General features: G+C 66.5%; 22 protein-coding genes. 6 read left to right on the top strand and 16 right to left on the bottom strand.

Annotated elements, in window-relative coordinates; all coding sequences use genetic code 11:
- Window positions 1–3 precede the first annotated feature (3 nt).
- The 6 genes from ACMT1E_RS04660 to ACMT1E_RS04635 form a co-directional block, all read right to left on the bottom strand.
- Window positions 4–819, bottom strand: coding sequence for a PEPxxWA-CTERM sorting domain-containing protein (locus ACMT1E_RS04660; RefSeq protein ID WP_414902526.1), 816 nt, complete (start codon window positions 817–819; stop codon window positions 4–6).
- A 258-nt stretch (window positions 820–1,077) separates the two neighbouring features.
- Complete coding sequence (locus tag ACMT1E_RS04655; protein ID WP_414902525.1) at window positions 1,078–1,506, bottom strand: VOC family protein; 429 nt, start codon at window positions 1,504–1,506, stop codon at window positions 1,078–1,080.
- A 115-nt stretch (window positions 1,507–1,621) separates the two neighbouring features.
- On the bottom strand, window positions 1,622–2,104 hold the full coding sequence (locus ACMT1E_RS04650; RefSeq protein WP_414902524.1) for a MarR family winged helix-turn-helix transcriptional regulator: 483 nt from the start codon (window positions 2,102–2,104) through the stop codon (window positions 1,622–1,624).
- 79 nt (window positions 2,105–2,183) lie between these two features.
- On the bottom strand, window positions 2,184–3,161 hold the full coding sequence (locus ACMT1E_RS04645) for an ornithine cyclodeaminase family protein (protein WP_414902523.1): 978 nt from the start codon (window positions 3,159–3,161) through the stop codon (window positions 2,184–2,186).
- Window positions 3,162–3,178: 17 nt separating this feature from the next.
- Window positions 3,179–4,336, bottom strand: a complete 1,158-nt coding sequence (locus tag ACMT1E_RS04640; RefSeq protein ID WP_414902522.1) for an aminotransferase class V-fold PLP-dependent enzyme — start codon at window positions 4,334–4,336, stop codon at window positions 3,179–3,181.
- Between the two features lie 34 nt (window positions 4,337–4,370).
- The gene (locus tag ACMT1E_RS04635; RefSeq protein ID WP_414902521.1) at window positions 4,371–5,753 is read right to left on the bottom strand and encodes an amino acid permease; all 1,383 of its coding nucleotides are present in this window, start codon (window positions 5,751–5,753) and stop codon (window positions 4,371–4,373) included.
- A gap of 201 nt (window positions 5,754–5,954) precedes the next feature.
- Between ACMT1E_RS04635 and ACMT1E_RS04630 the strand changes: the two genes are divergently transcribed.
- Genes ACMT1E_RS04630 through ACMT1E_RS04605 form a run of 6 tightly spaced genes read left to right on the top strand, consistent with a single transcriptional unit; the run spans window position 5,955 to window position 12,033 of the window.
- Entirely contained in the window at window positions 5,955–7,028 is a 1,074-nt protein-coding gene (locus ACMT1E_RS04630) for an LLM class flavin-dependent oxidoreductase (protein WP_414902520.1), read from the top strand.
- Window positions 7,025–7,786: an HpcH/HpaI aldolase family protein gene (locus ACMT1E_RS04625; RefSeq protein ID WP_414902519.1), complete on the top strand. Its 762-nt coding sequence runs from the start codon at window positions 7,025–7,027 to the stop codon at window positions 7,784–7,786. Before ACMT1E_RS04630 ends, ACMT1E_RS04625 begins: the two co-directional genes overlap by 4 nt.
- A complete protein-coding gene (locus ACMT1E_RS04620; RefSeq protein WP_414902518.1) occupies window positions 7,786–8,970 on the top strand; it encodes a pyridoxal phosphate-dependent aminotransferase in 1,185 nt (394 codons plus the stop codon). The genes ACMT1E_RS04625 and ACMT1E_RS04620 overlap by 1 nt, the downstream gene beginning before the upstream one ends.
- Before the next feature lie 59 nt (window positions 8,971–9,029).
- Entirely contained in the window at window positions 9,030–10,154 is a 1,125-nt protein-coding gene (locus ACMT1E_RS04615) for an 8-amino-7-oxononanoate synthase (protein ID WP_414902517.1), read from the top strand.
- A complete protein-coding gene (gene bioD / locus ACMT1E_RS04610; RefSeq protein ID WP_414902516.1) occupies window positions 10,151–10,780 on the top strand; it encodes a dethiobiotin synthase in 630 nt (209 codons plus the stop codon). Before ACMT1E_RS04615 ends, bioD begins: the two co-directional genes overlap by 4 nt.
- Window positions 10,777–12,033 carry an adenosylmethionine--8-amino-7-oxononanoate transaminase gene (locus tag ACMT1E_RS04605; RefSeq protein WP_414902515.1) on the top strand — a complete coding sequence of 419 codons (1,257 nt, stop codon included), beginning with the start codon at window positions 10,777–10,779 and terminating at the stop codon, window positions 12,031–12,033. Before bioD ends, ACMT1E_RS04605 begins: the two co-directional genes overlap by 4 nt.
- Before the next feature lie 18 nt (window positions 12,034–12,051).
- On the opposite strand, the gene ACMT1E_RS04600 is transcribed toward ACMT1E_RS04605, so the two are convergent.
- The 10 genes from ACMT1E_RS04600 to frr form a co-directional block, all read right to left on the bottom strand.
- The gene (locus tag ACMT1E_RS04600; RefSeq protein WP_414902514.1) at window positions 12,052–13,344 is read right to left on the bottom strand and encodes a M20/M25/M40 family metallo-hydrolase; all 1,293 of its coding nucleotides are present in this window, start codon (window positions 13,342–13,344) and stop codon (window positions 12,052–12,054) included.
- A gap of 5 nt (window positions 13,345–13,349) precedes the next feature.
- Window positions 13,350–13,580 (bottom strand): 50S ribosomal protein L31, encoded by a 231-nt coding sequence (gene rpmE, locus ACMT1E_RS04595; RefSeq protein WP_414902513.1) that lies wholly within the window; start codon window positions 13,578–13,580, stop codon window positions 13,350–13,352.
- A gap of 85 nt (window positions 13,581–13,665) precedes the next feature.
- On the bottom strand, window positions 13,666–14,142 hold the full coding sequence (gene fabZ, locus ACMT1E_RS04590; RefSeq protein ID WP_414902512.1) for a 3-hydroxyacyl-ACP dehydratase FabZ: 477 nt from the start codon (window positions 14,140–14,142) through the stop codon (window positions 13,666–13,668).
- A complete protein-coding gene (locus ACMT1E_RS04585) occupies window positions 14,139–14,756 on the bottom strand; it encodes an OmpH family outer membrane protein (protein WP_414902511.1) in 618 nt (205 codons plus the stop codon). Before ACMT1E_RS04585 ends, fabZ begins: the two co-directional genes overlap by 4 nt.
- Entirely contained in the window at window positions 14,756–17,404 is a 2,649-nt protein-coding gene (bamA, locus tag ACMT1E_RS04580) for an outer membrane protein assembly factor BamA (protein ID WP_414902510.1), read from the bottom strand. Before bamA ends, ACMT1E_RS04585 begins: the two co-directional genes overlap by 1 nt.
- 62 nt (window positions 17,405–17,466) lie before the next feature.
- A complete protein-coding gene (rseP, locus tag ACMT1E_RS04575; protein WP_414902509.1) occupies window positions 17,467–18,600 on the bottom strand; it encodes an RIP metalloprotease RseP in 1,134 nt (377 codons plus the stop codon).
- Window positions 18,597–19,760, bottom strand: a complete 1,164-nt coding sequence (locus ACMT1E_RS04570; RefSeq protein ID WP_414902508.1) for a 1-deoxy-D-xylulose-5-phosphate reductoisomerase — start codon at window positions 19,758–19,760, stop codon at window positions 18,597–18,599. Before ACMT1E_RS04570 ends, rseP begins: the two co-directional genes overlap by 4 nt.
- Entirely contained in the window at window positions 19,757–20,542 is a 786-nt protein-coding gene (locus tag ACMT1E_RS04565) for a phosphatidate cytidylyltransferase (RefSeq protein ID WP_414902507.1), read from the bottom strand. Before ACMT1E_RS04565 ends, ACMT1E_RS04570 begins: the two co-directional genes overlap by 4 nt.
- Entirely contained in the window at window positions 20,539–21,207 is a 669-nt protein-coding gene (locus ACMT1E_RS04560; protein ID WP_414903271.1) for an isoprenyl transferase, read from the bottom strand. The genes ACMT1E_RS04565 and ACMT1E_RS04560 overlap by 4 nt, the downstream gene beginning before the upstream one ends.
- A gap of 74 nt (window positions 21,208–21,281) precedes the next feature.
- Window positions 21,282–21,839, bottom strand: a complete 558-nt coding sequence (gene frr, locus ACMT1E_RS04555) for a ribosome recycling factor (RefSeq protein WP_414902506.1) — start codon at window positions 21,837–21,839, stop codon at window positions 21,282–21,284.
- Between the last annotated feature and the right edge of the window lie 4 nt (window positions 21,840–21,843).

Raw genomic sequence — 21,843 nt, 5'->3', positions numbered from 1 at the left:
TGGTCAGGCCGTGACGATGCGCGACCGGGGGCGGGCCCGCATTGCGAAACCGACCAGCCCGAAGCCGGCGATGAGCATTGCCCAGCTCGCCGGCTCTGGAACCGCCGCAGACGCCGAATAGCCGGTAATCTCGGCCTGCGAATGCGCGATGATGATGTCTCCGTTCAGCAACTGCGTGCCGAGCAGGAAATTGTCGAACGACGCGTGGATCGCGTTGGTCGCTATGCCGAGGTTGGAAACACCATCGCCCCAGACCATCTGCTCGTTCAGCACGATCCTCAAACCGAGCAGATCGACCAGCACGGTATTGGCCGCCGGACTGGCGAATAGCCCGCCGCCAATGCCAAGCGTTCCAAGCACCGATCCGCCGAGCGCCAGCTGCTCCAGCACCGTCGATCCGCCAACGCTCAACCCGGCGCTGGCATCGACCCAGGCGCTGGACTGCACCGTTTTCGAATCAATCCCGGCGATCAGCGCCGGCGGCAACAGCACCGTGTCTAGGAATAGCCCGGCAGACAGATCGGCAACCGTCGCGCTGGCGCTGCCACGCGGCGTCGCCGGATAGTCCGACATCGCCGTTGCTGTGATGAGGCCGCCGCTCAGTTGCTCACCGGCCGACACCAGCGGCGTCGCGATCAGCGCCAGCGACTGATTCAGCGTCAGCAGGCTGTTGCTGACGTCGTAGCTGCCGGGCGCCGAGCCCGACGCCGCCGACACAGGCCCAAGCGAGGCGTTCAATGCTCCGACGACATTCAGGTTCGCGGACACACCGTAGCTGGAGCTGCTGACCGTCGCCGCTGGCGCCGCGGATGCAAGCATCAGCGCCCCCACGGAAAATACGCAAGTTATAATGCCTTGATTCTTCATGATACCCTCCTGTTTCAGGCAGATATCACCAAGCAAATGGCGTGCCGTACCAGGTCACGAGCCAATTATTCATGCGAGAGTCATCACCATTGTTAATGGGATCGACATTATCTTTAGAGAAAAAAATATAATCTATACGCAATGCACGTAAAACTATACGTATATTACACACCAACATCGCAACCAGAATTCGCGAAACCGGCGCACGAATCAGTCATCCACACGCATCCCGGGCGGCGTTTCCAGCCACTGGAAGAATTCGAGCGTATACCCGCCGGGGTCGCGCAGCTTGAACTCCAGCGTATTGCCGTCGCAGCCCCGTTGCAGATGGCTCTCCACCCCGGCGACGCCGGTGTCGACCAGATGGCGGTGCCAGCGCTCCAACTCGCGCGTTGCGATCGTCACCATCGCGCCCTTGTTGACGCCGGCTATCGGCTGCTGACTGCCGACCTCCCCGGACACCAGTCCGACATAGGCGCGATCGATGATCCGGAAAATCGCCAGCCAGCCGTAATCGAGGACTTTCTCGAAACCGACCGCCTGCTCGTACCAGCGGGCCGCCGCCGACACATCCGCATAATAGAACAGGGTGATGACCCCGTCGACGCGGCAGGCCGCGCGCAGCTCCGTGACAGACAACGGTGGATGGGCCAACAATCCGCCGAACTCCTCCTGAGCGATCCGCCGCTCATTTCCGTTCGGTATTGGAAAGGACAGGCCGCCGCAATCGTCGTTGTGCGGCGCAAACCGCGCGTCAGTAATCGTCCTGGGTGATATTGTCCTCAAGCCGGGCAAGGAACGCGCGCAGCGTTGCGATCTCCCTGGCGGAAAAGCCTTCCATCGCGATCCGCTCGTGCCGCCGTGCCGCCGGCAGGATCTTTTCGAACGCGTCGACGCCAGTTTCGGTCAGCACCACCTCGATCATCCGTGAATCCGCGGCCGATGTCCGCCGGGTCGCCCGGCCGTCATTTTCCAGCTGGTCGATCACGCGGCTAACCGTCGACTGTTCCATCAACGTATGTTCGACGATCTTGCCGATGGTCAGCGTGCCATGCGAGCGCAGCACGCTCAGCACCCGCCATTGCGACGGGCTGATACCGATCGCCTTCAACCGATTCTGCAGGCGCAGATTCAGGCGGTTGACCACGCGGTACAGCCGATAGGGCATGAATTCTTCAAGCCAGCCATCGCCAATTTCCAGATCATCCTTTGCCGCCCGCGCGCGCGCTTTGCTCATCCCGTCATCATCCCATTGCCAATCCGATACGCCAGAACACATCCATCCACCGTGGCAGGTCCTGTGCCGCCATATCCGGTCAGTACGACACCTCGACGCCGGTATTCCGCCGCCGCGCCTGATCAAGCACGAAACGCGCCGCCGCAAGGTCCTGGGCGGCGATTCCCAGTGATTTGTAAAGCGTGACATCCTCCGCCGCGCTCCGGCCGGCACAGGCGCCGCTCGCCACCGCGCCGATTTCTCCGACGATGTGGTCGAGTCCAATCGCCCCGGCTGCCAATGCCATCCGGTATTCGCCTGCCTCCGCCTCGGCGGAGGGACGGTAATCGACGAAGAACCGCGCCCGCGCGACCAACGCCGCATCAATCTCCGCCGCGGTCACCACACTCGATCCGACGACGTTAAGGTGGGTGCCCGGTGCCACCTGATCGCCGGACAGGATCGGCGTGCGTGCGCCGGTCAATGTGCAAATGATATCGGCGCCGGTCACCGCCGCACCGACATCGGCCACCGGTTCGATTACGATACCATTGGCCGCGCCCTCGCTCTCGGCAAAGGCGCGCGCTTTCCCCCCGTCACGCGCCCAAACGCGGATTCGCCGCAACGCTCGCACCGCCAGCATCGCCTGCAAATGGCTGCGCGCCTGAGTGCCTGCCCCTAGCAGCGCCAGGTCGCCCGCATCATCGCGCGCAAGCAGCCGCGTCGCCAGCCCGCTCGCCGCCGCGGTGCGGATCGCGGTTATCGCGCTCGCATCGACGATTGCCTCGATCCGGCCATGCTCCGGTTCGAACAGCAGCACCACGCCGGGATGGGAGAAGCCGGCGTCACCGTCGCCGGGAAACAGGCTGACCAGCTTGACCCCGAAACAGGCCGGGTCGGCAAGAGAGCCAGGCATGTTGCCCAGCGCCCCGCCACCGGGCAGCGCCATCACCGAACGCAACGGAAGGACGGCGTGCCCCGCGGATACCGCACGCATCGTTTCGTCCATCAGGGCGATGCAACGGTCGACAGGCAACATCGCCCGGACCTCTGCGTCGCGAATGATCCTGATGGTCATCGGCTCCCGTTACCGCCTCATTCCTGGTTTGGCCCGAATTGCGCCTTCAGCGAGGAAAGCGCGGCAATCGCCGAATCGACATCGGCCTCATTGTTATAGAAGTGGAAGCTCGCACGAACATTGTCGTCGCGGAAAGACGTGACGATGTCCCGTTCCATCAATGCCGCGCACAGCCCCTTCGCATCACGCGACGGGATGGCGACAGTGGCGCCGCGCCTGGCATCCAGATGAGGCGTGACGCTGGGCCAGCCAATCGCCAGCAGCCGCTCGATAAACTGGCCGCTCAGCGCCCGGTTGCGCGCGGCGATGGCCTCCATCCCGATATCGAGCAACAGGTTCAGCCCGGCTTCCGCCGCGTAGCAATTGACCACGGCCGGCGAACCGGCCTCGAAACGACGCGCCGTCGGCGACGGCCGGTTCGCGGTGATATCCATCGCGACGATATCGTCCTGCGCGAACCAGCCGCTGTTCGTCGGCACGAGATCGGGAATCAATGCCTTACGAACATAAAGAAAGCCGATACCGGCGGTGCCGAGCAGGTATTTCAACATGCCGCCGACAAGGAAATCGACGTCCAGCGCGCGGACGTCGATTTCCAGCGATCCGACCGCCTGATAGCTGTCGACCAGCATCTTCGCGCCACGTTCGTGCGCCAGCCGGCCGATTGCACCGACATCCAGCCGGGCACCGTTGCGAAAACAGACCTGGGTTGCGGCGACAAGCGCGGTGCGCTCGTCGATCACATCCAGAAACTGCTCAACCGGAATATAACCGTCGGCGTCGCGGTCGACATGCACGACCTCCGCCCCGCGCGGAACCTGCGCGTGCCAGATCTGGGCGGCGGTCGGAAATTCGAAATCGGTGACCACCACCTTGTTGCGCGGCCCGGTGAAATCCAGCGCGCTGGCCAGCGCGTTCAGCCCGGCGGACACCGACGCCGTCACCGCGATCTCGTCCGGTTCAGCATTGATCAGCCGGGCGACACAGGCACGCACCGCCTCGTTCTTTTCGACCCAGACATCCCAGTTGGCGCCAACCGCAAGCCGATCGTCCATATAGGCTTCGAACGCCTGCTTCACACTGTCGGCCAGCGCGCAATACGAACCGCTGTTCAGATAGGTCTTGCGCGCCAGCAGCGGAAACCGTTGCCGCAGCGCATCGAAATCGACTGTCATCTCACCCCCTCGCCCGTATAAATCCGCGCTACGCTCATGCCCGGTCCGGCTGGCGGCGGTGCCACAGCCAATAGGCCAGCGACAACATGAGCAACCACGGCACACCGACCAGCCACGATACGTTCCACGCCGTATCATCCAGCCCCATCGTCACCAGGATCGCGGCGAGCAGACACAGGCCGACGATCTGCAGATAGGGGAACAACGGCATCCGCACCGGCAGGGTTTCCGGCGGGTTCGCGCGGCGGAAGCCGATATGGCTGCACATCACGATCATCCAGACGACGATCGCGCCGAACAGGGCGATGCCGAACAGGTAGGTGTAGGCCATCGGCGTCAGTTTCGACACCGCCGACACGCACAGGATGCCGCCGCCGGAAAGCAGCGTTGCCACCAGCGGCGTGCCGCTGCGCGTCAGCTTGCCGAGCATGCGCGGCGCGAAGCCGTCGCGCGACAGCGAAAACAGCATGCGCGAGCACAGATAGACATTGGTGTTCATGCTAGACAACGCCGCGCTCAGCACGACGAAATTCATGATCCCGGCGGCGTGCATGATGCCGCTATGTTCGAACACCTTCACGAACGGGCTGGCGGTGATGACCTTGGTCGCGCCGGTTTCCGTCCACGGCACGAACGCGACGACGATGGTCAGCGCCAGCACGTAGAACAGGAACAGCCGGATCGCCATCGTCCGCAGCGCCGCCGGAATCGCCTTTTCCGGGTTCGCCGTCTCGCCGGACGTGACCGCGATCACCTCGATCCCGCTGAACGAGAAAATGCCGACAACCACCGCCATCCAGACGCCGCTGAACCCCATCGGCATGAACCCGCCGGGCAGGCCGGTCAGGTTGTGCAGGCCGGTCGCCGGCATGCCGATGCCAAAGATCGTCGCGGCGCCGAGGATGATGAAGATGACGATCGCCGACACCTTGATAAGCGCCAGCCAATATTCGATCGTGCCGAAATTCTTCACCGACCGCGCGTTGAAATAAACGACGATCAGCGCGAAGCTGACCGACCATACCCATACCGGAATATGCGGGAACCAGAAGGTCATGTAGACGCCGGCAGCCGTCGCCTCCCCGCCGACGGCGATGACCTGCGCCATCCAGTAGGTATAGCGGACGACGAAGCCGGACCAGCGATTCAGATAGGTTTCGGCATAGACGCCGAACGACCCCGCGCTTGGGTGAACCACCGCCATTTCCGACAGGCTGAACACCATCGCCGCAGCGATCAGCGCCGCGATCGCGTAGCTGACGATCACCGCCGGCCCGGCATAGCCGATGGCAAGCGAACTGCCTGCGAACAGGCCGGTTCCGATCGCCCCGCCCAGCCCGATCATCACGATCTGGCGGCGGCTCAGGCTCTGCTGCAAACCGTGCTCGCGCTCGGCTATCTCATCCCGGTTCGCCAACGCCCCTCCCCGCCATCGCAATTTATATTCCGATTCATGTGAATTGTATGGCAGCCAAGCTGACCTGCCTAGTCCGTTTCGTCATCGGCGGGCATCGGATGCACTCCGTTCCACCATTTACCGGCGCGTCACTGCCCCTTGGCAAACTCTATGCAAACTCATATTGATTAGCAAGGACCGGAATAAGGCGCTTGTCACAGCATGATCGACACCCAACCCTTCCAGCTCGGCCTGTTCGGCGCCAACGCCGACGGCGGCCTTGCGGTTACCACCGTGCCGGAGCGCTGGCGCGCCGCCTGGCCGGACCTGCTTGCCCTCGCCCGCCTCGCCGATGGCGCCGGGCTGGATTTCTTCCTGCCACTGGCGCGGTGGAAGGGGTTCGGCGGCACGACCAACGCCCGCCATCACTCGTTCGAGACGCTGACGATGGCCGCCGCCCTCGCCACCGCGACCGAGCGGATGACCCTGTTCGCCACCGTCCACGCGCCGTTCGTCCACCCCGTGCAGGCGGCGAAGGCGATCGCGACGATCGACCACGCCAGTGGTGGCCGCGCCGGCCTCAACATCGTCTGCGGCTGGAACGCGCCGGAATTCGCGATGTTCGGCATGGAGAGGACCGATCAGCCTTATGCGCTGGGCCATGAATGGTATGAGGTGTTTTCCCGCATCCTGGCCGGCGAAGGGCCGTTCGATTTCGACGGCGCCTATTACAAGCTGCGCGGCGTCGAGGGTGCCCCCCTCTCCCTCCAGCGGCCGCGCCCGACCGTGCTGTCGGCCGCCTTCTCGCCCGCCGGGCGGGATTTCGCCGCGCGCACCAGCGACCACATCTTCACCACCTTCGTCGAGATCGCCGACGCGGCGGCGACGATCGCCGACGTCAAGGCGCGCGGCGAGGCGGTTGGCCGGCCGCTCGGCGTGTTCACCGCCTGCCACGTCGTCTGCCGCGCCAGCCAGGACGAGGCGGAGGAGTATTACGACCGCATCGCCGTGCGCGAGGCCGACAAGGGCGCCGTCGAACATTATATGGCGATGAAGCAGGCGACGTCGGGATCGCACGATCCGTCCGCCTATACGCTCCACGCCAAACGCTTCGCCGCCGGCGCCGGCACCTATCCGCTGGTCGGCACGCCGGAGCATATCGCGGCGGAACTGGTCCGGATCCACCAGGCCGGGTTCGGCGGCACCGCGATCAGCTTCGTCAACTATCTCGACGAACTTCCCGGCTTCATCAACGGCGTGCTGCCGTTGCTGGCCGACGCGGGCATCCGGCAATGACCGCATCGCCCTTTCCCAACCGCACGCTTGCCCGGCTGCGCGCGGGCGAGGCGGCGCGCTGCCTGTGGCTCAGCCTGGGTTCGCCCGCGCTGGCGGAGATCGCCGCCGAGCAGGCGCCGGACGCGATCGTCCTCGACCTGCAGCATGGCCTGTGGGACGTCGCGACGACCCATGTCGCGCTGGCGACCGCCGCCGCCGCGGGGGTGACGCCGCTCGCCCGCGTCGCCGACAAGCAGGCGGCGTCGGTCGGCCAGGCGCTGGACGCCGGCGCGGCCGGGGTGATCGTGCCGCTGGTCGACACCGCCGAGGAAGCCGCCGCCGCCGTCGCCGCCGCGCACTACCCGCCCGGCGGCGCCCGTTCGGGCGGCGGCATGAGGCCGCTGCGCGACTTCCCCGCCTATCTTGCCGCCAGCCGGACCGAGACGCTGGTCGCGGTGATGATCGAGACCAGCGCCGGGCTGGACAATGCCGCCGCGATCGCGCGGACGCCGGGCATCGACATGCTGTTCGTCGGCCCCGGCGACCTGGGCCTTGCCCTGGCCGGGGACGGACCACCGCTTGAAACCGCGATCGCCGCCATCCTTGCCGCGGCGCGCGAGGCCGGGGTGCCGTGCGGCATCTTCACCCCCGGCCCGGCGGCGGCGCGCGCGCGCCTGGAGCAGGGTTTCCAGTTCGTCGTCGCCGACGACGACATCCACCTGGCGCGGGCTGGCTTCGCCGCCGCGCTTTCATCCACCAGCGAGAGCCTGTCAGCCTGATGTCCCGTTTCGACCGCACCCTTCCCGCCAGCCACGACATCCGCGCGCAGATTGCCGCCATATCGCTGGACAACATCGCCAACATCGCGAAGGAGGCGTTCGACAAGACGTCGATCATCCCGCTATGGTTCGGCGAAGGCGACCTGCCGACCCCCGCTTTCATCGGTGAAGCAGCCCTTGCCGGCATTCGCGCCGGCCACACTTTCTATTCGCACCAGAACGGCATTCCGCCGCTGCGCGACACACTGGCCACCTACCACAACCGCCTGCTCGGCACCGCGCTCGACGCGGACCGGATCACCGTCACGTCCGGCGGGATGCCGGCGATCATGCTGGCGATCGAGATGCTGGTCGACGCCGGCGACAATGTCATCGTCATCGACCCCGTCTGGCCGAACATCGGCGGTATCGTCGAGATCGTCGGCGGCGAGGTACGTTCCGTGCGGCTCGATTACGGCCCCGGCGGCTGGTCGCTCGACATCGACAAAGTGCGCGCCGCCTGCGACGGGCGGACCAAGGCGATCTTCTTTGCTTCGCCCGGCAACCCGACCGGCGCAATGATCCCGCTCGACGTGCAGATACGCCTGCTGGAACTGGGGCGCGAATTGGGCGTCTGGCTGATCGCGGATGAGGTCTATCACCGGCTGGTGTTCGGCCAGCCGGTAGCGCCGTCGCTGCTGACCGTCGCCGACCCGGAGGACCGGCTGCTGATCGTCAACAGCTTCTCCAAATCCTGGGCAATGACCGGCTGGCGGCTCGGCTGGCTGGTTCACCCGCCGTCGGTTGCCGCACGGCTGGCGGTCATCACCCAATATGTGACCAGCGGCACCACCACCTTCCTGCAGGACGCGGCGATTGCCGCGATCGAGCAGGGCGAAGGGTTTGTCGCCGATATGAACCGCTATTGCGAGCAGGGCATGCGGATCGTCTGCGACGCGCTCGACACAATGCCGCGTGTCCGCATGGCCAGCCGGCCGCCCGGCGGCATGTATGCGTTCTTCGAGATCGACGGCATCCCCGATTCCAAGGCCGGCTGCCTTGAAATATTGCGGAGCACCAGCGTCGGCCTGGCGCCGGGCAGCTTCTTCGGGCCGGGCTCGCAAAGCTTCTATCGGCTGTGCTTCTGTCGCAGTCCGGAAGCGCTGGCGACGGCAATGGAGAAGTTGCGGCCGTCGCTCAGCTAGGCACCACCCCAGCTATTCTTGTCTCGCCATCGCGCCGCGCGAGCGTATAGCGGCCGGCGATGACACTCTACGATGCGCAGCGCCGGGACCTGACGAACCTGGAGCTGCAAGGCCGACGACGACGGCTGATCCCGCGCACCGGCCGCGATTTCGCGTCCAACGACTATCTGGCGCTCGCCGGATCGCCGCAGCTGGCCGCCGCCGTTGGCGATGCGCTGGCGCGCGGGGTGCCCGCCGGTTCCGGCGGGTCGCGGCTGCTGCGCGGCAACCATGAGGAACATGAGGCGCTGGAGGCGGAGGCGGCGGCGTTCTTCGGCGCGGAGAGCGCGCTGTTCTTTTCCAGCGGGTTCGCCGCCAACACCGCCCTGCTCGCCACCCTGCCGCAGCGCGGCGACCTGGTCGTCTACGACGCGCTGATCCACGCCAGCGCGCATGAGGGGATGCGGCTTGGCCGTGCCGAATGCCGGGGCGCGGCGCACAACGACGCCGACGCCGTCGACGACGCGATCACCGGCTGGCGCCGGAGCGGTGGCACCGGGCGCGCGTGGATCTGCGTTGAAAGCCTGTACAGCATGGACGGGGACCGGGCGCCGCTCACCGCGCTTGCCGCCGTCGCCGGGCGGCACGACGCGATCTTGCTGATCGACGAGGCGCACGCGACCGGCGTGTTCGGGCCGGACGGGCGCGGCCTGGCCGCCGGGCTGGACGGGCGCGACAACGTCATCACCCTGCGCACCTGCGGCAAGGCGCTCGGCTGCGAAGGGGCGCTGCTGTGCGGGCCGGCGCCGATGCGCGATTTCCTGGTCAATCGCGGCCGGGGCTTCATCTTCTCGACGGCGCCGTCGCCGCTGATCGCCGCGACCGTCCGCGCCGCGCTGCGCCTGCTTGCCGCCGAGCCGGACCGCCGGGAGCAGTTGGCGGCGCTGATCGCGGCGGCGGAGGCGGCGCTGGCGCCGTGCGGCGTCGCGGCGACCGGATCGCAGATCCTGCCGCTGGTGCTGGGCGACGACGGCCGGGCGATGCGCGCCGCCGCCGCGCTGCAGGCCGCCGGTTTCGACGTGCGTGGCATCCGCCCGCCGACGGTGCTGCCCGGCACCGCGCGGCTGCGCATATCGCTGACCCTGAACATCGGCGCGGCCGATGTCGCGGCGCTGGCCGGCGCATTGACGGAGGCACTGGCATGAGCGCGCGATTGATAGTGACCGGGACCGACACCGGCATCGGCAAGACGGTGTTTTCCGCCGCGCTGGCCGGCGCGCTGGGCGCGCATTACTGGAAACCGGTCCAGTCCGGGCTGGACGAGGATTCGGACAGCGCGACCGTCGCCCGCCTTTCCGGCCTGCCCGCCGGCCTGATAATGCCGGAGGCGTACCGCCTTGCTACCCCCTGCTCGCCGCACCGCGCCGCCGAGATCGACGGCGTGCGGATCGCGCCGGAACGGCTGGCGCCGCCGCCCGTCGACGGGCCGCTGGTCATCGAGGGCGCCGGTGGGCTGCTGGTGCCGCTGACCCGCGATCTGCTCTACGCCGACATGTTCGCGCGCTGGGGCCTGCCGGTGGTGCTGGTCGCGCGCACCGCGCTCGGCACGATCAACCACAGCCTGCTGTCGATCGCGGCGCTGCGCGCGCGTGGCATAGCGATCATCGGCATCGCCTTCGTCGGTGACGCGGTGGAGGACAGCGAGGCGACGATTGCGGCGTTCGGCGGCGTCCGGCGCCTCGGCCGGTTGCCTATTCTCGACCCGCTCGACCGCGACACGCTGGCCGCCGCCTTCGCCGCCCACTTCACCCTGTCGGACTTTGCCGCATGACCTCGCCGATCTGGCACCCGTTCACCCAGCATGGCCTGGGCGAGCCGATCCCCCTCGTCACCCGCGCCGAAGGCGCGGTGTTCCACACCGCCGACGGGCGGCGGATCGTCGACGCGATATCGTCCTGGTGGGTGACGACCCACGGCCACAACCATCCGCGGATCATGGCGGCGATCGCCGAGCAGGCGGCAAAGCTGGACCAGATCATCTTCGCCGGCTGGACGCACGAGCCGGCGGAGGCGGTTGCGCGCGGGCTGGTCGAGATCATGCCGCCGGCGCTGACCCATGTGTTCTTTTCCGACAGCGGCTCGACCAGCGTCGAGGTGGCGTTGAAGATGGCGCTCGGCTTCTGGGCCAACCAGGCGAGCGACCGCCACCGCATCCTGGTGATGGAGCACAGCTATCACGGCGACACGATCGGCGCGATGTCGGTCGGCGAGCGCGGCGTGTTCAACCGGCCCTACGCGCCGTTGCTGTTCGACGTCGGCACCGTGCCCTTCCCCGCCGCCGGGCGGGAGCAGGCGACGCTGGACGCGCTGGAACACTATTGCCGCGCCACCCCGGCGCCGGCGGCGTTCATCGTCGAGCCGCTGCTGCTCGGCGCCGGCGGGATGCTGGTCTACACCCCCGCCATCCTCGCCGAGATGCGGGAGATCTGCGCGCGGCACGCCGTGCTGTTCATCGCCGACGAGGTGATGACCGGCTGGGGCCGCACCGGAACCCTGCTCGCCTGCGAGCAGGCCGCCGTCGTGCCGGATATCCTTTGCCTGTCGAAGGGGCTGACCGGCGGCGCGGTGCCGCTGGCGGTGACGATGGCGACGACGCCGATCTTCGAGGCGCACCGATCGGACGACCGCGCCCGCATGTTCTTCCACTCTTCAAGCTACACCGCCAACCCGATCGCCTGCGCCGCCGCCCGCGCCAACCTGGCCATCTGGCGCGAGGACCCGGTGCTCGACCGGGTCGCCGCGCTGGGCGCCGCGCAGCAAAGCCAGCTCGACCGCATCGCCGCCCATCCGGCGGTGCGCAATCCGCGCCGGCTGGGCACCGTCACCGCGTTCGAGATCGACGTCGCGCAGGGCGACTATCTGTCGGCGGTCGGCCCACGCCTGTTGCACCACGCGATCGACCACGGTGTCCTGCTCCGCCCTCTCGGCAACACCATGTATGTCATGCCGCCCTATTGCATTGACGAGACGGATCTCGACGCGATCTACCGGACCGCAGAGGCCTTCCTGAACGCGCGGGACTGACTGCCGCGCAGCGGCGCTCTAACGGGCGAGGCCGGCGGCGGCGACCAGCGAGGTAAGGGCGGCGATCAGCCCCTGGCTGCTCAGCGGCTCGGCGACGTCGATATGCTCGTCCAACGCGTGGGCGCGCGCACCGATACCGCCAGAGCCGATGGTCACCGCCGGAACGCCAATGCTCATCGGGATGTTCGAATCGGTCGAACTTGCTTCAAGCGTGGGTGATAAGCCCACCGCGCGGATCGCCGCCTGCGTGTTGCGAACCAGCGACGAGTCGTCCGGCGTTTGGCCAGCGGGCCGTTCGCCAATCACTTTCAGCTCGACGCTGATCGTACCGGCGCGGGTCGAGCGGGCCGCGTTCTCATCCGCCACCGCCTGCTCGACGATCGCGCGGAACTTGCCGTCCAGCGCGGCCAGTTCCGCCGCGCTTTCCGACCGCATGTCGAATTCCATGAACACTGCGTTCGGGATCGAGTTGACCGAGGTGCCCCCGCCGGTGACGCTGGCCGAATAGGTGGTTTTCGGGTCCTTGGGCGGAGAAATTTCGTACAGCGCCGCCACCGATTTCGCCATCGCGACCATCGGGTTGACCAGGCCGAAGGCGCCGTAGCTATGGCCGCCCGGACCGCGGAAAATGGCACGATATCGCTTCGACCCGACACCGCCGTTGACGATGCGAGACGCATCCGTCCCATCGACCGAAAAGAAAGCGCTGGTCCGCTTGGCCAGCGGATCGTTGCCGAAGAAGTGGCGAACGCCGCGCAGGTCGCCCTGCCCCTCCTCACCGACATTGGCGATGAACAGGATGTCGCGCTTCGTCCTGATCTTGCCGGCGTCGAGCGCCCGCGCGATCGCGATCAGCGCCGCGACGCCGCGGCTGTCGTCACCAATGCCGGGGGCGGACAGCACGGTGCCCTCCCGCTTGACCTTTACGTCGGTGCCAGCCGGGAACACGGTGTCGAGATGGGCGGCGATGACGACCAGCCCGTTATCCGCGCCGGTGCCCTTGCGCAGCCCGATGACGTTGCCGACCGCGTCGACACGCACGTCGGAAAGGCCGATCTGGTCGAACATCGCCCGCACCGCCGCCCCGCGCTTTTCCTCACCAAACGGCGGCGCGGGGATTTCGGTGATGGTGACGATGTCGGACACGAAGCGGTCGTGCCCGGCCTTCAGCGCGTCACGCGCCGCCTTCCATTGCGGCGAGGCGACGATAGCCTTGACCGGAGCATCACCGCCCCTGACCGCAGGCGCCGCATGAGCGCTGCTGGCCAGCAGCAGCGCAGCGGCGACACCGAAAAGAACGTGCCGCCGCATGCCGCTTACTTCTTGCCGAGGGTGAGGCCGCCGAAGCGCTTGTTGAAGCGCGCAACCTGTCCGCCACTGTCAACGAGCGACGACTTGCCGCCGGTCCACGCCGGGTGGACGGTCGGATCGATATCCAACTGCAGCGTGTCGCCTTCCTTACCCCAGGTCGACCGGGTCTGGTAGACGGTGCCGTCGGTCATCTGCACCTTGATGAAGTGGTAATCGGGGTGCGTGTCTTTTTTCATGAATCAAGCTCCTTGCGCGGCTGGTTTCCGACCAGCCAGGATGGAAGCGCGGCCCTAGCCGCTGCCGGGGGCGATGGCAAGCCGATCAGACGGCTGGCGGATCGGCGATCATCGCGGTGAAATTGGCCTCCGCCGCCAGCTTGCCGTCGACAAGGGCGCGGCCGGCGAACTTGCACACGCTTGCCCGCTTCTGGACGAATTCCACCTCCAGCCGCAGCAGCACGCCCGGTTCCACCGGCACGCGGAACTTGGCGCCGTCGATCGCCATGAAATAGACCAGCTTGCCGGACCCGGCGAGCCCGAGCGATTCCACCGCCAGCACGCCCGCCGCCTGGGCAAGCGCCTCGACGATCAGCACGCCGGGCATGATCGGCCGGCCGGGGAAATGCCCCTGAAAAAACGGCTCGTTGATCGTCACCGCCTTGATCGCCGCGATCGACCGGTCGGGGATGATCTCCTCGACCCGGTCGACCAACAGCATCGGGTAACGGTGCGGCAGCGCCGCCATCACCCGCCGGATATCCAGCGGTCCGATGGCGGCAGTGCCCGTATCCCCCGTCATCGACCCTGCGGCTGCGCCGGCGGCGTGGCCGGAGCGGCACCCTGCGGAGCTACTTCCTGACCAGGTTCCCAACCCGCCGGCGGCGTGATGCTCGCGTTCGGAATCAGGGTGTTCAGTTCGGTCACGACAGCCGTGGTCAGGTTGGCGGTCGGCTCATAGGCGAAGGCGGCATCGGGGCGCAGCAACACCTTGATCTGGTGCTTGGTCATCGCCGCGCGGGTCGCCTGATCCAGCTTGGCAACGATCTGCTCTTCGACATAGGCTTGGGCGCGGGCGATCGGCTGGTACAGCGGCGCCAGCTGCTGTTGGATCGCGTTGCGCTTGGTCTGGATCGCGTCAAACTGCGGCTTCAACGAAGCTTCGTTCGCGCCCGGCTTCTTCTGCGCTTCCTGAAAAGCCGTGATCAGCGGCTGCAGTTCGCCGTTGAGCGCGGTCTGCCGGGTGGTGAAGGCGTCGATCTGCGCCTTGTAGGTCGTCCGCATCTGGGTCGTTGCGGTCTGGAACGCCGCAGACTGCTGAACGGCGCCCTGCAGGTCGGCGACGGCCACCTGAGCCTGAGCAGCGGCGGGAATAGCGGCGGCGGCAATCGCCGCGGTCATCAGAAAGGTTTTCATCAGAATTGCGTTCCTACGTTGAAAGTGAACAATTTGGTGTCGTCCCCCGGTTCCTTGAGCAGGGCCTTGGCGATATCGATGCGGAACGGGCCGAACGGCGAGTTCCAGTTGACGCCAAAGCCCACGGAGACGCGCGGTTTCAGCGTGTCACCATAGAAGATTTCCCGGAACGGCGAGATGAACTGGGTAAGCGGCGGGTTGGCGGTGCCGTCCTGCCGCACCGGCAGCGTCGTCGAGCCGGTCGCGGTCCCGTCCGAATAGAGCGGATTCCCAGCGCTGTCGCGAACCGGAATGTTGATGCCGTTCTCATTCAGGATCGGCGTCGGCGCCTTCACGCCCCACACCGCCCCGGCATCGACGAACACCGACGGCCGCAGCCCCATGTCGCGCGCGCCGGAACCCAGCGGAATCTCCAGCTCGGCACGGGCCATGTAGTAATAGCGCCCACCGATCGCATCGTCCGTCACCTGGTTCTTGTCGGTGATCAGGATCGGCGTGCCCGGCGTCGTGGTGATGTCGAGCGGATAGCGTTTCACCCGGGGACCGATCCCGCGGATGTCGAAGCCGCGCATCTGCGGCTCGCCGAGGTAGAACCGGTCGACCAGCCGGATCGGATCGACACCGGCCGCGCCCTTTTCCAGCGGCATGATATAGCCGCCCTCACCCTGCACGGAAAAAATGAAGCCGCCGCCGACGCCCCAATATTTTGCGCCCTCAATCCGATTGCGCAGATATTTGACGCTGCCGCCCAGCCCGGCGAAATCCTGATGGATCGCGAAGCGCTGCCCCTTGCTAGGCCGCAGCACATTGTTCAGGTTGTTGAATACCAGAGAATAGCCGATCGACGACGTCGTCCGCTTGCCGAGCGCGTCGCACAGATAGCGGCCGGCGAGCAGGGGACTACACTGCCCATCGAGGTAGAAGCGGTATTTGTCGAGGGTGACATCGTCGAAGCTCAGGCCATAGCGGGCCTGTGCCTGCCAGTATTCGGTCAACGGCACGCCAACGCGGATCTGGAAACCGGTCGTCACCTGCGAATAGGTGGTGTTGCGGTCGCGATTGACGAAATTGAACGAGTTCAGGTCACGACGGAAGATATCGCCGCCGATCGCGATGTTGCGATCGAACAGATACGGCTCGGTAAAGCCGAGCTGGATCGACTTAGAATAGGCGGAATAATCGACCGACGCACGCAGCGTCTGGCCCTTGCCGCGGAAGTTGCGCTGGGTGATCGACGCGTTGATAATGAACCGTTCCAGACTGGAATAGCCGGCTGACAGCTGCAGCTCGCCGGTCGGTTTTTCTTCCAGATTGGTCGTCAGGATCACCCGGTCTGGCGCCGAACCCTGCGACTGCTTGACCTCCAGCTTCTCCTGGAAATAGCCAAGCGAATTGATCCGGTCCTGCGACCGCTTGACCAGGAAGCTGTTGAACGCATCCCCTTCCTGCAACCGGAACTCGCGGCGAACGACCTTGTCCTGGGTAATCGTGTTGCCGTTGATGTCGATCCGTTCGACATAAACGCGCGGCGCTTCAGCAACCTGGAAAGTCAGCGACATCGTACGCGCTTCCGGGTCGCGGCGGAACTGCGGTTCTACCTGCGCGAAGGCGTAACCAAATAAGCCGGCAGACTGGGTGATCGAGTCGACGGTATCCTCGACCCGCTTCGCGTCGTACCAGTCGCCCGTCTTCATCGGGATCAGGCGCTTCACCATTTCCGCCTTGAAGTCGCGGATATCGCTTTCAGCCTCGACCTCGCCGAACTTGTAGCGCTCACCTTCCTCAACAACGTAGGTGATGATGAAATCGCGCTTGTCCGGGGTCAGTTCGGCGATAGCGGAGATCACCCGGAAATCGGCATAGCCGTTGGTCAGGTAGAATTGACGCAGCTTGCCCTGATCATAGGCTAGCCGGTCTGGATCATAGGTGTCGCTGGACGAGAAGAAACGGAAGAAGCGCGACTGCTTGGTCGCCATTTCCGACCGCAGTTCGCCGGCCGAGAACTTGGTGTTGCCGAGGATGTTGATCTGGCGGACCTTGGACTTGTCGCCCTCAGTGATCTCGAACACGATATCGACGCGATTCTGGTCGAGCTGGACCATTTTCGGTTCAACCACAGCGGCAAACCGCCCCTGCCGGCGATACAGCTCGATGATCCGTGCGACATCGGCACGCACCTTGGACCGGGTGAAGATCTGACGCGGGGCAAGGCGGATCTCCGGTCGGATCTTGTCTTCTTTCAGCCGCTTGTTGCCTTCCAGAACAATGCGGTTGATGACCGGGTTCTCGCGCACCTCGATAGTGATGACGCCCCCGGCATCGGCGCGGATCGTCGCATCGGCGAACAGCTCGGTGGCGAACAGGTCCTTCAGCGCCTGGTCCAGGCTCTCGCGGTTATAGGCCTCGCCCGGCCGCAGCTTGACGTAGGATCGGACAGTATCCGGTTCCAGCCGCTGGGAACCGGTGACGTTGATCCGGGTGATGGTGCCGCTGACGGTGTCCGGCACCGGAACGGTGGTTGTCGGCGCAGTCGCCGGAACGTCCGTTGGCAGGGCCTGCCCCCATGCCGGCGCGCAGGCGCCGGCCAGCATCGTCCCGATCAACAGTGCCGGGACGTGATGCCGCCTAGACCCGATCCTTGCCTTCATTGCCGTCACGCATCCCACCCTAACAACTGGAAACAAGGAAAACAGGCACTGCCCGAACCCATTCAACCGATCAACCCGGCTAAGCCGCGCCACAGGCCGAAGGACGACAGGTCGTTGAACGTCACTAGCAGCATCAACGATAGCAGCACCAGCAGGCCCGATCGGTAAGCCCATTCCTGGACCCGGGCCTCAACCGGCCGCCGCCGTATCGCTTCCAGCGCGTAGAAGAACAGGTGACCGCCATCAAGCATCGGAACTGGCAACAGGTTGATGAATCCGAGATTAATCGAGATGATCGCGATAAAGCCGACGAAGGCGGTCAGCCCGCCCGCCATCTGCTCGCCGGAAATCTGGGCGATTCTCAGCGGCCCGCCCATCTCGCTGACCGGCCGCCGGCCGGTGATGATCTGGCCCAGCCCGTCGACCATCATCTGCAAAATCGCGCCCGTCTGGCGGAATGCGACGACCGGAGCCTCGATCAGGCCGACTGGAACGATGACCGGCTGGGCCGAACGCACGCCCAGAACCCCAAGCCTGTATTCATTGCCGAACCGGTCGCGCTCGATCCGCACGCCGATCTCCAATGGCACGTTCAGCGTCGCGCCGCCACGGGCGACATCCAACGCCACCTGCTCATCAGGTCGCGACACGACATAGCGGGCCAAGTCACCGAAGGTGTCGACCGTCCGGCCATTGGCCGACAGAATGCGGTCGCCGCTGCGCAACCCCGCCCGATCCGCGGCGGACTGCGCGACAACCTGGTCGACGACGGCCGGCGTCCGTGGTTCGCCGTGGACCACGGCGAAACCACCAAGGATGACCAGCGCGACCAGAAAGTTGGCGACCGGGCCTGCGGCGACAATCGCCGCACGCTGCCATACCGATTTGGACTGAAAAGTCTGGTTGCGCTCGTCCGGCGGCAATGCCAGCCATTCAGCACTGGGCTGGCTGGCCGGGTTCATGTCACCGGCAAAACGGACATAGCCGCCCAGCGGCAGCCAGCCAAATTTCCAGCGGGTGCCGCGCCGGTCGGTGATCCCGAAAATCTCGCGCCCGAAGCCAATCGAAAAAACATCCGCCCGCACGCCGAACCAGCGTCCGACCAGATAATGGCCGAGTTCGTGGAGGAAAATCAGCGGTCCGATCACCAGCAAAAAGGCGATCACCGTCAAAAGCAGGCCCGGATACTGGGTCACGCGGCTAACACCTCCATCGCCGCGCGGGCCCTGGCTCTGGCTTCGCGGTCGATCGCGAACACCTCGTCCAACCTATGCGGAGCCGGCGGGTCATAACCGTCCAGCGTATCGCGCACAATTGCGGCGATATCGAGGAAGCCGATCCGCCGCGAAAGGAAAGCGGCCACAGCCTCCTCATTGGCGGCGTTCAGCACCGCCGGGCGCGCGCCGCCCGCCGCCAGCGCCGCGCGCGCCAGCGCGATCGCCGGAAAGCGGACGGTGTCGGCGGCCTCGAAGTCGAGCCGGGCGATCCGCGCCAGGTCGAGCCGCTGGCAGGGCGTCTTCATCCGGTCCGGCCAGGCCAGGGCATGGGCGATCGGCGTCCGCATGTCCGGCGTGCCGAGCTGGGCGATCACCGACCCGTCGACATATTCGACCATCGAATGGACAACCGATTGCGGGTGAACAACGATATCCAGCCGCTCCTCCCCGACCGGGAACAGGTGAAACGCCTCGATCAGTTCCAGACCCTTGTTCATCATCGTCGCAGAGTCGACGGAAATCTTGGCACCCATCGACCAGTTGGGATGCTTGACCGCCTGTTCCGGCGTTGCCGCGCGCATTGCTTCCGCGCTCCAGGTTCGGAACGGTCCGCCGCTGGCGGTCAGCACGATCCGCGCCACCCGTTCGGGCGCGGCATGATCGAAGCACTGGAACACGGCGTTATGCTCGGAATCGACCGGCAGCAGCGTCGCCCCGGCGGCGCGGGCGGCGCGGGTCATGATCGCGCCGGCGGAGACCAGCGCTTCCTTGTTGGCCAGTGCCACCGTCGCACCCGCGTCGATCGCCGCCATCACCGGGCGCAGGCCGGCGCTGCCGACGATCGCCGCCATCGTCCAGTCGGCATCCAGCCCCGCCGCGGCGACGATCGCCGCGTCGCCGGCCGCTGCCTCCGTATCGGTACCGGCCAGCCGCTCGCGCAGCGCGCCGAGCAACGCCTCATCGCCGATCACCGCCAATCGCGCATCGGTCGCCCGCGCCGCATCGGCCAGCCTGTCGACATCGCGGTGGGCAGTCAGTGCGACGACCTCGAACCGGTCGCGGTCATGGGCGATCAGGTCCAGCGTCGACCCGCCGACCGACCCGGTCGCGCCAAGGATGGAGATGCGCCGCCGGCTCATTGCACCACCCCGGCTGCGAGCAACAGCGCCACTGCCGGCGCCACCGTCACCACCCCGTCGAGCCGGTCCATCACCCCGCCGTGGCCGGGCAGCAGCGTGCCGCTGTCCTTGACCCCGGCGACGCGTTTCAGAGCGCTTTCGTACAGGTCACCGATCTGGGCGAGGACGGCGAGGATCGGGCTGGCCAGCGCCAGGCCCAGGTCCAGCCCGCCCCATTGGTGGAACGCCAGCCCCGTCGCCAGCGCCGCCGCCATGCCGCCGATCAGCCCGGCCCAGGTCTTGCTGGGCGACACCGCCGGCAGCAGCTTCGGCCCGCCGATCGCCCGCCCCGCGAAATAGGCGCCGATGTCGGTCGCCCAGACCAGCGCCAGCGTCCAGAAGGCGAGCAGCAGCCCGGCCGGCAGCGCACGGATGAACAGCAGCGCGAAGATCGGCACGCCGACATAGGCGATGCCCAGCGCCAGCCGGCTGCTGCGCGTCACCCCGGCGACAAACACCGCCGCGGCGCCGACCAGCCCGAGCGCGAAACCGTCCGGCCCCGCCGCCCACGGCGACATGATGGCGAGCGGCACGACAAGGGCATAGAGTGCAAGCTGGCGGTGGGCGCGCGACGCCCCGGCCAGCGCCGCCCATTCGATCAGCATCGCCATGCCGGCGATCGCGCCAAGCAGCCACAGTGCCCAGCCGCCGCCGTAAAGCGCCAGCAGCGCGACCGCGATCAAAGCGACGCCAACGACGGTGCGCCGGCCTAATTCGCCGCCAGATGTCCGACCGCCGCTCATAGCCCGCCGAACCGGCGCTCCCGCTGCCGGAAATCGGCGATCGCCGCGGCCAGCGCTGCCTTGTCGAAATCCGGCCACAGCGTGTCGACGAACAGCAGTTCGGCATAAGCCGCCTGCCACAGCAGGAAATTGGAGAGCCTGCGCTCACCCGATGTGCGGATCACCAGATCGGGTGCGGGTAGCTCGGCGGTGTCGAGCGCCGCGTCGACGGCGGCGACATCAATCGCCTCCAGCGTCAGCCTTCCCGCTCCGACCTGCGCGGCAAGGGTCCGCGCCGCCCGTACAAATTCATCCCGCGCGCCGTAATTGAGCGCGACGACCAGCGTCTGGCGAGTATTTTCGGCCGTCCGCTCGATCGCGCCGTCGATCATCCGAACCAGTTCGGGTTCAAACGCGCGATAATCGCCGATCACCCTTAACCGCACGCCGGCCCGCGCCAGTTCGTCGAGGTCGGACAGGATGAAGCGACGCATCAGGCTCATCAGGTCGGAGATTTCCGACGCCGGCCGGCGCCAGTTCTCCGACGAGAAAGCGTAGAGGGTCAGCACGCCGATGCCCAGCTCGCCCGCCGCGCGGACGATGGCGCGAGCGGCCTCTACTCCGCGCCGGTGGCCGGCGACGCGCGGCAGGTGCCGGGCCTTCGCCCAGCGGCCATTGCCATCCATGATGATCGCGACATGGCGCGGCGCACCGTCCCCCCCGCCCGGTGCCGGCTGCGCGGCGCTCGCGCTGGCAGAGGTCACTTGCCGAGGATTTCCTTCTCCTTGGCGGATGCGGCGGAGTCGATGTCGGCGATCGTCGCGTCAGTCAGCTTCTGCACCTCGTTTTCGTGGCGCTTGCGCTCATCCTCGCTGTAGACGCCCTTCTTTTCGTCGACCTTCAGCGCGTCGTTGCCGTCGCGGCGAACGTTGCGCGCGGCGACCCGCGCCTTTTCCGCATATTGGCTCGCCAGCTTGGCCAGTTCCTTGCGCCGTTCCTCGGTCAGGTCGGGGATCGGCAGGCGGATGTTCTGCCCGTCGACGATCGGGTTCAAGCCAAGCCCGGCGGAGCGGATCGCCTTGTCCGTCGGCCCGACATTCGCTCGGTCCCACACCTGCACGGTCAGCAGGCGCGGTTCCGGCGCGGACACCGTCGCCACCTGGTTGAGCGGCATCTGCGCGCCATAGACCTCCACCGTGATCGGATCGAGCAGGGTGGTGCTCGCCCGGCCGGTGCGCAGCCCGCTCAGGTCGTGCTTCAGCGATTCGACCGCGCCGCGCATCCGGCGCTCTAGATCGGCCTTGTCATATGCGGCCATGGGT

It is taken from the genome of Sphingomonas flavalba (assembly GCF_047553045.1).
In the GTDB taxonomy this organism is placed as follows: Bacteria; Pseudomonadota; Alphaproteobacteria; order Sphingomonadales; family Sphingomonadaceae; genus Sphingomonas_L; species Sphingomonas_L flavalba_A.
The sequence above is the reverse complement of the archived record's forward strand: the minus strand, read 5'-3'. Positions and strand labels throughout refer to the sequence as shown.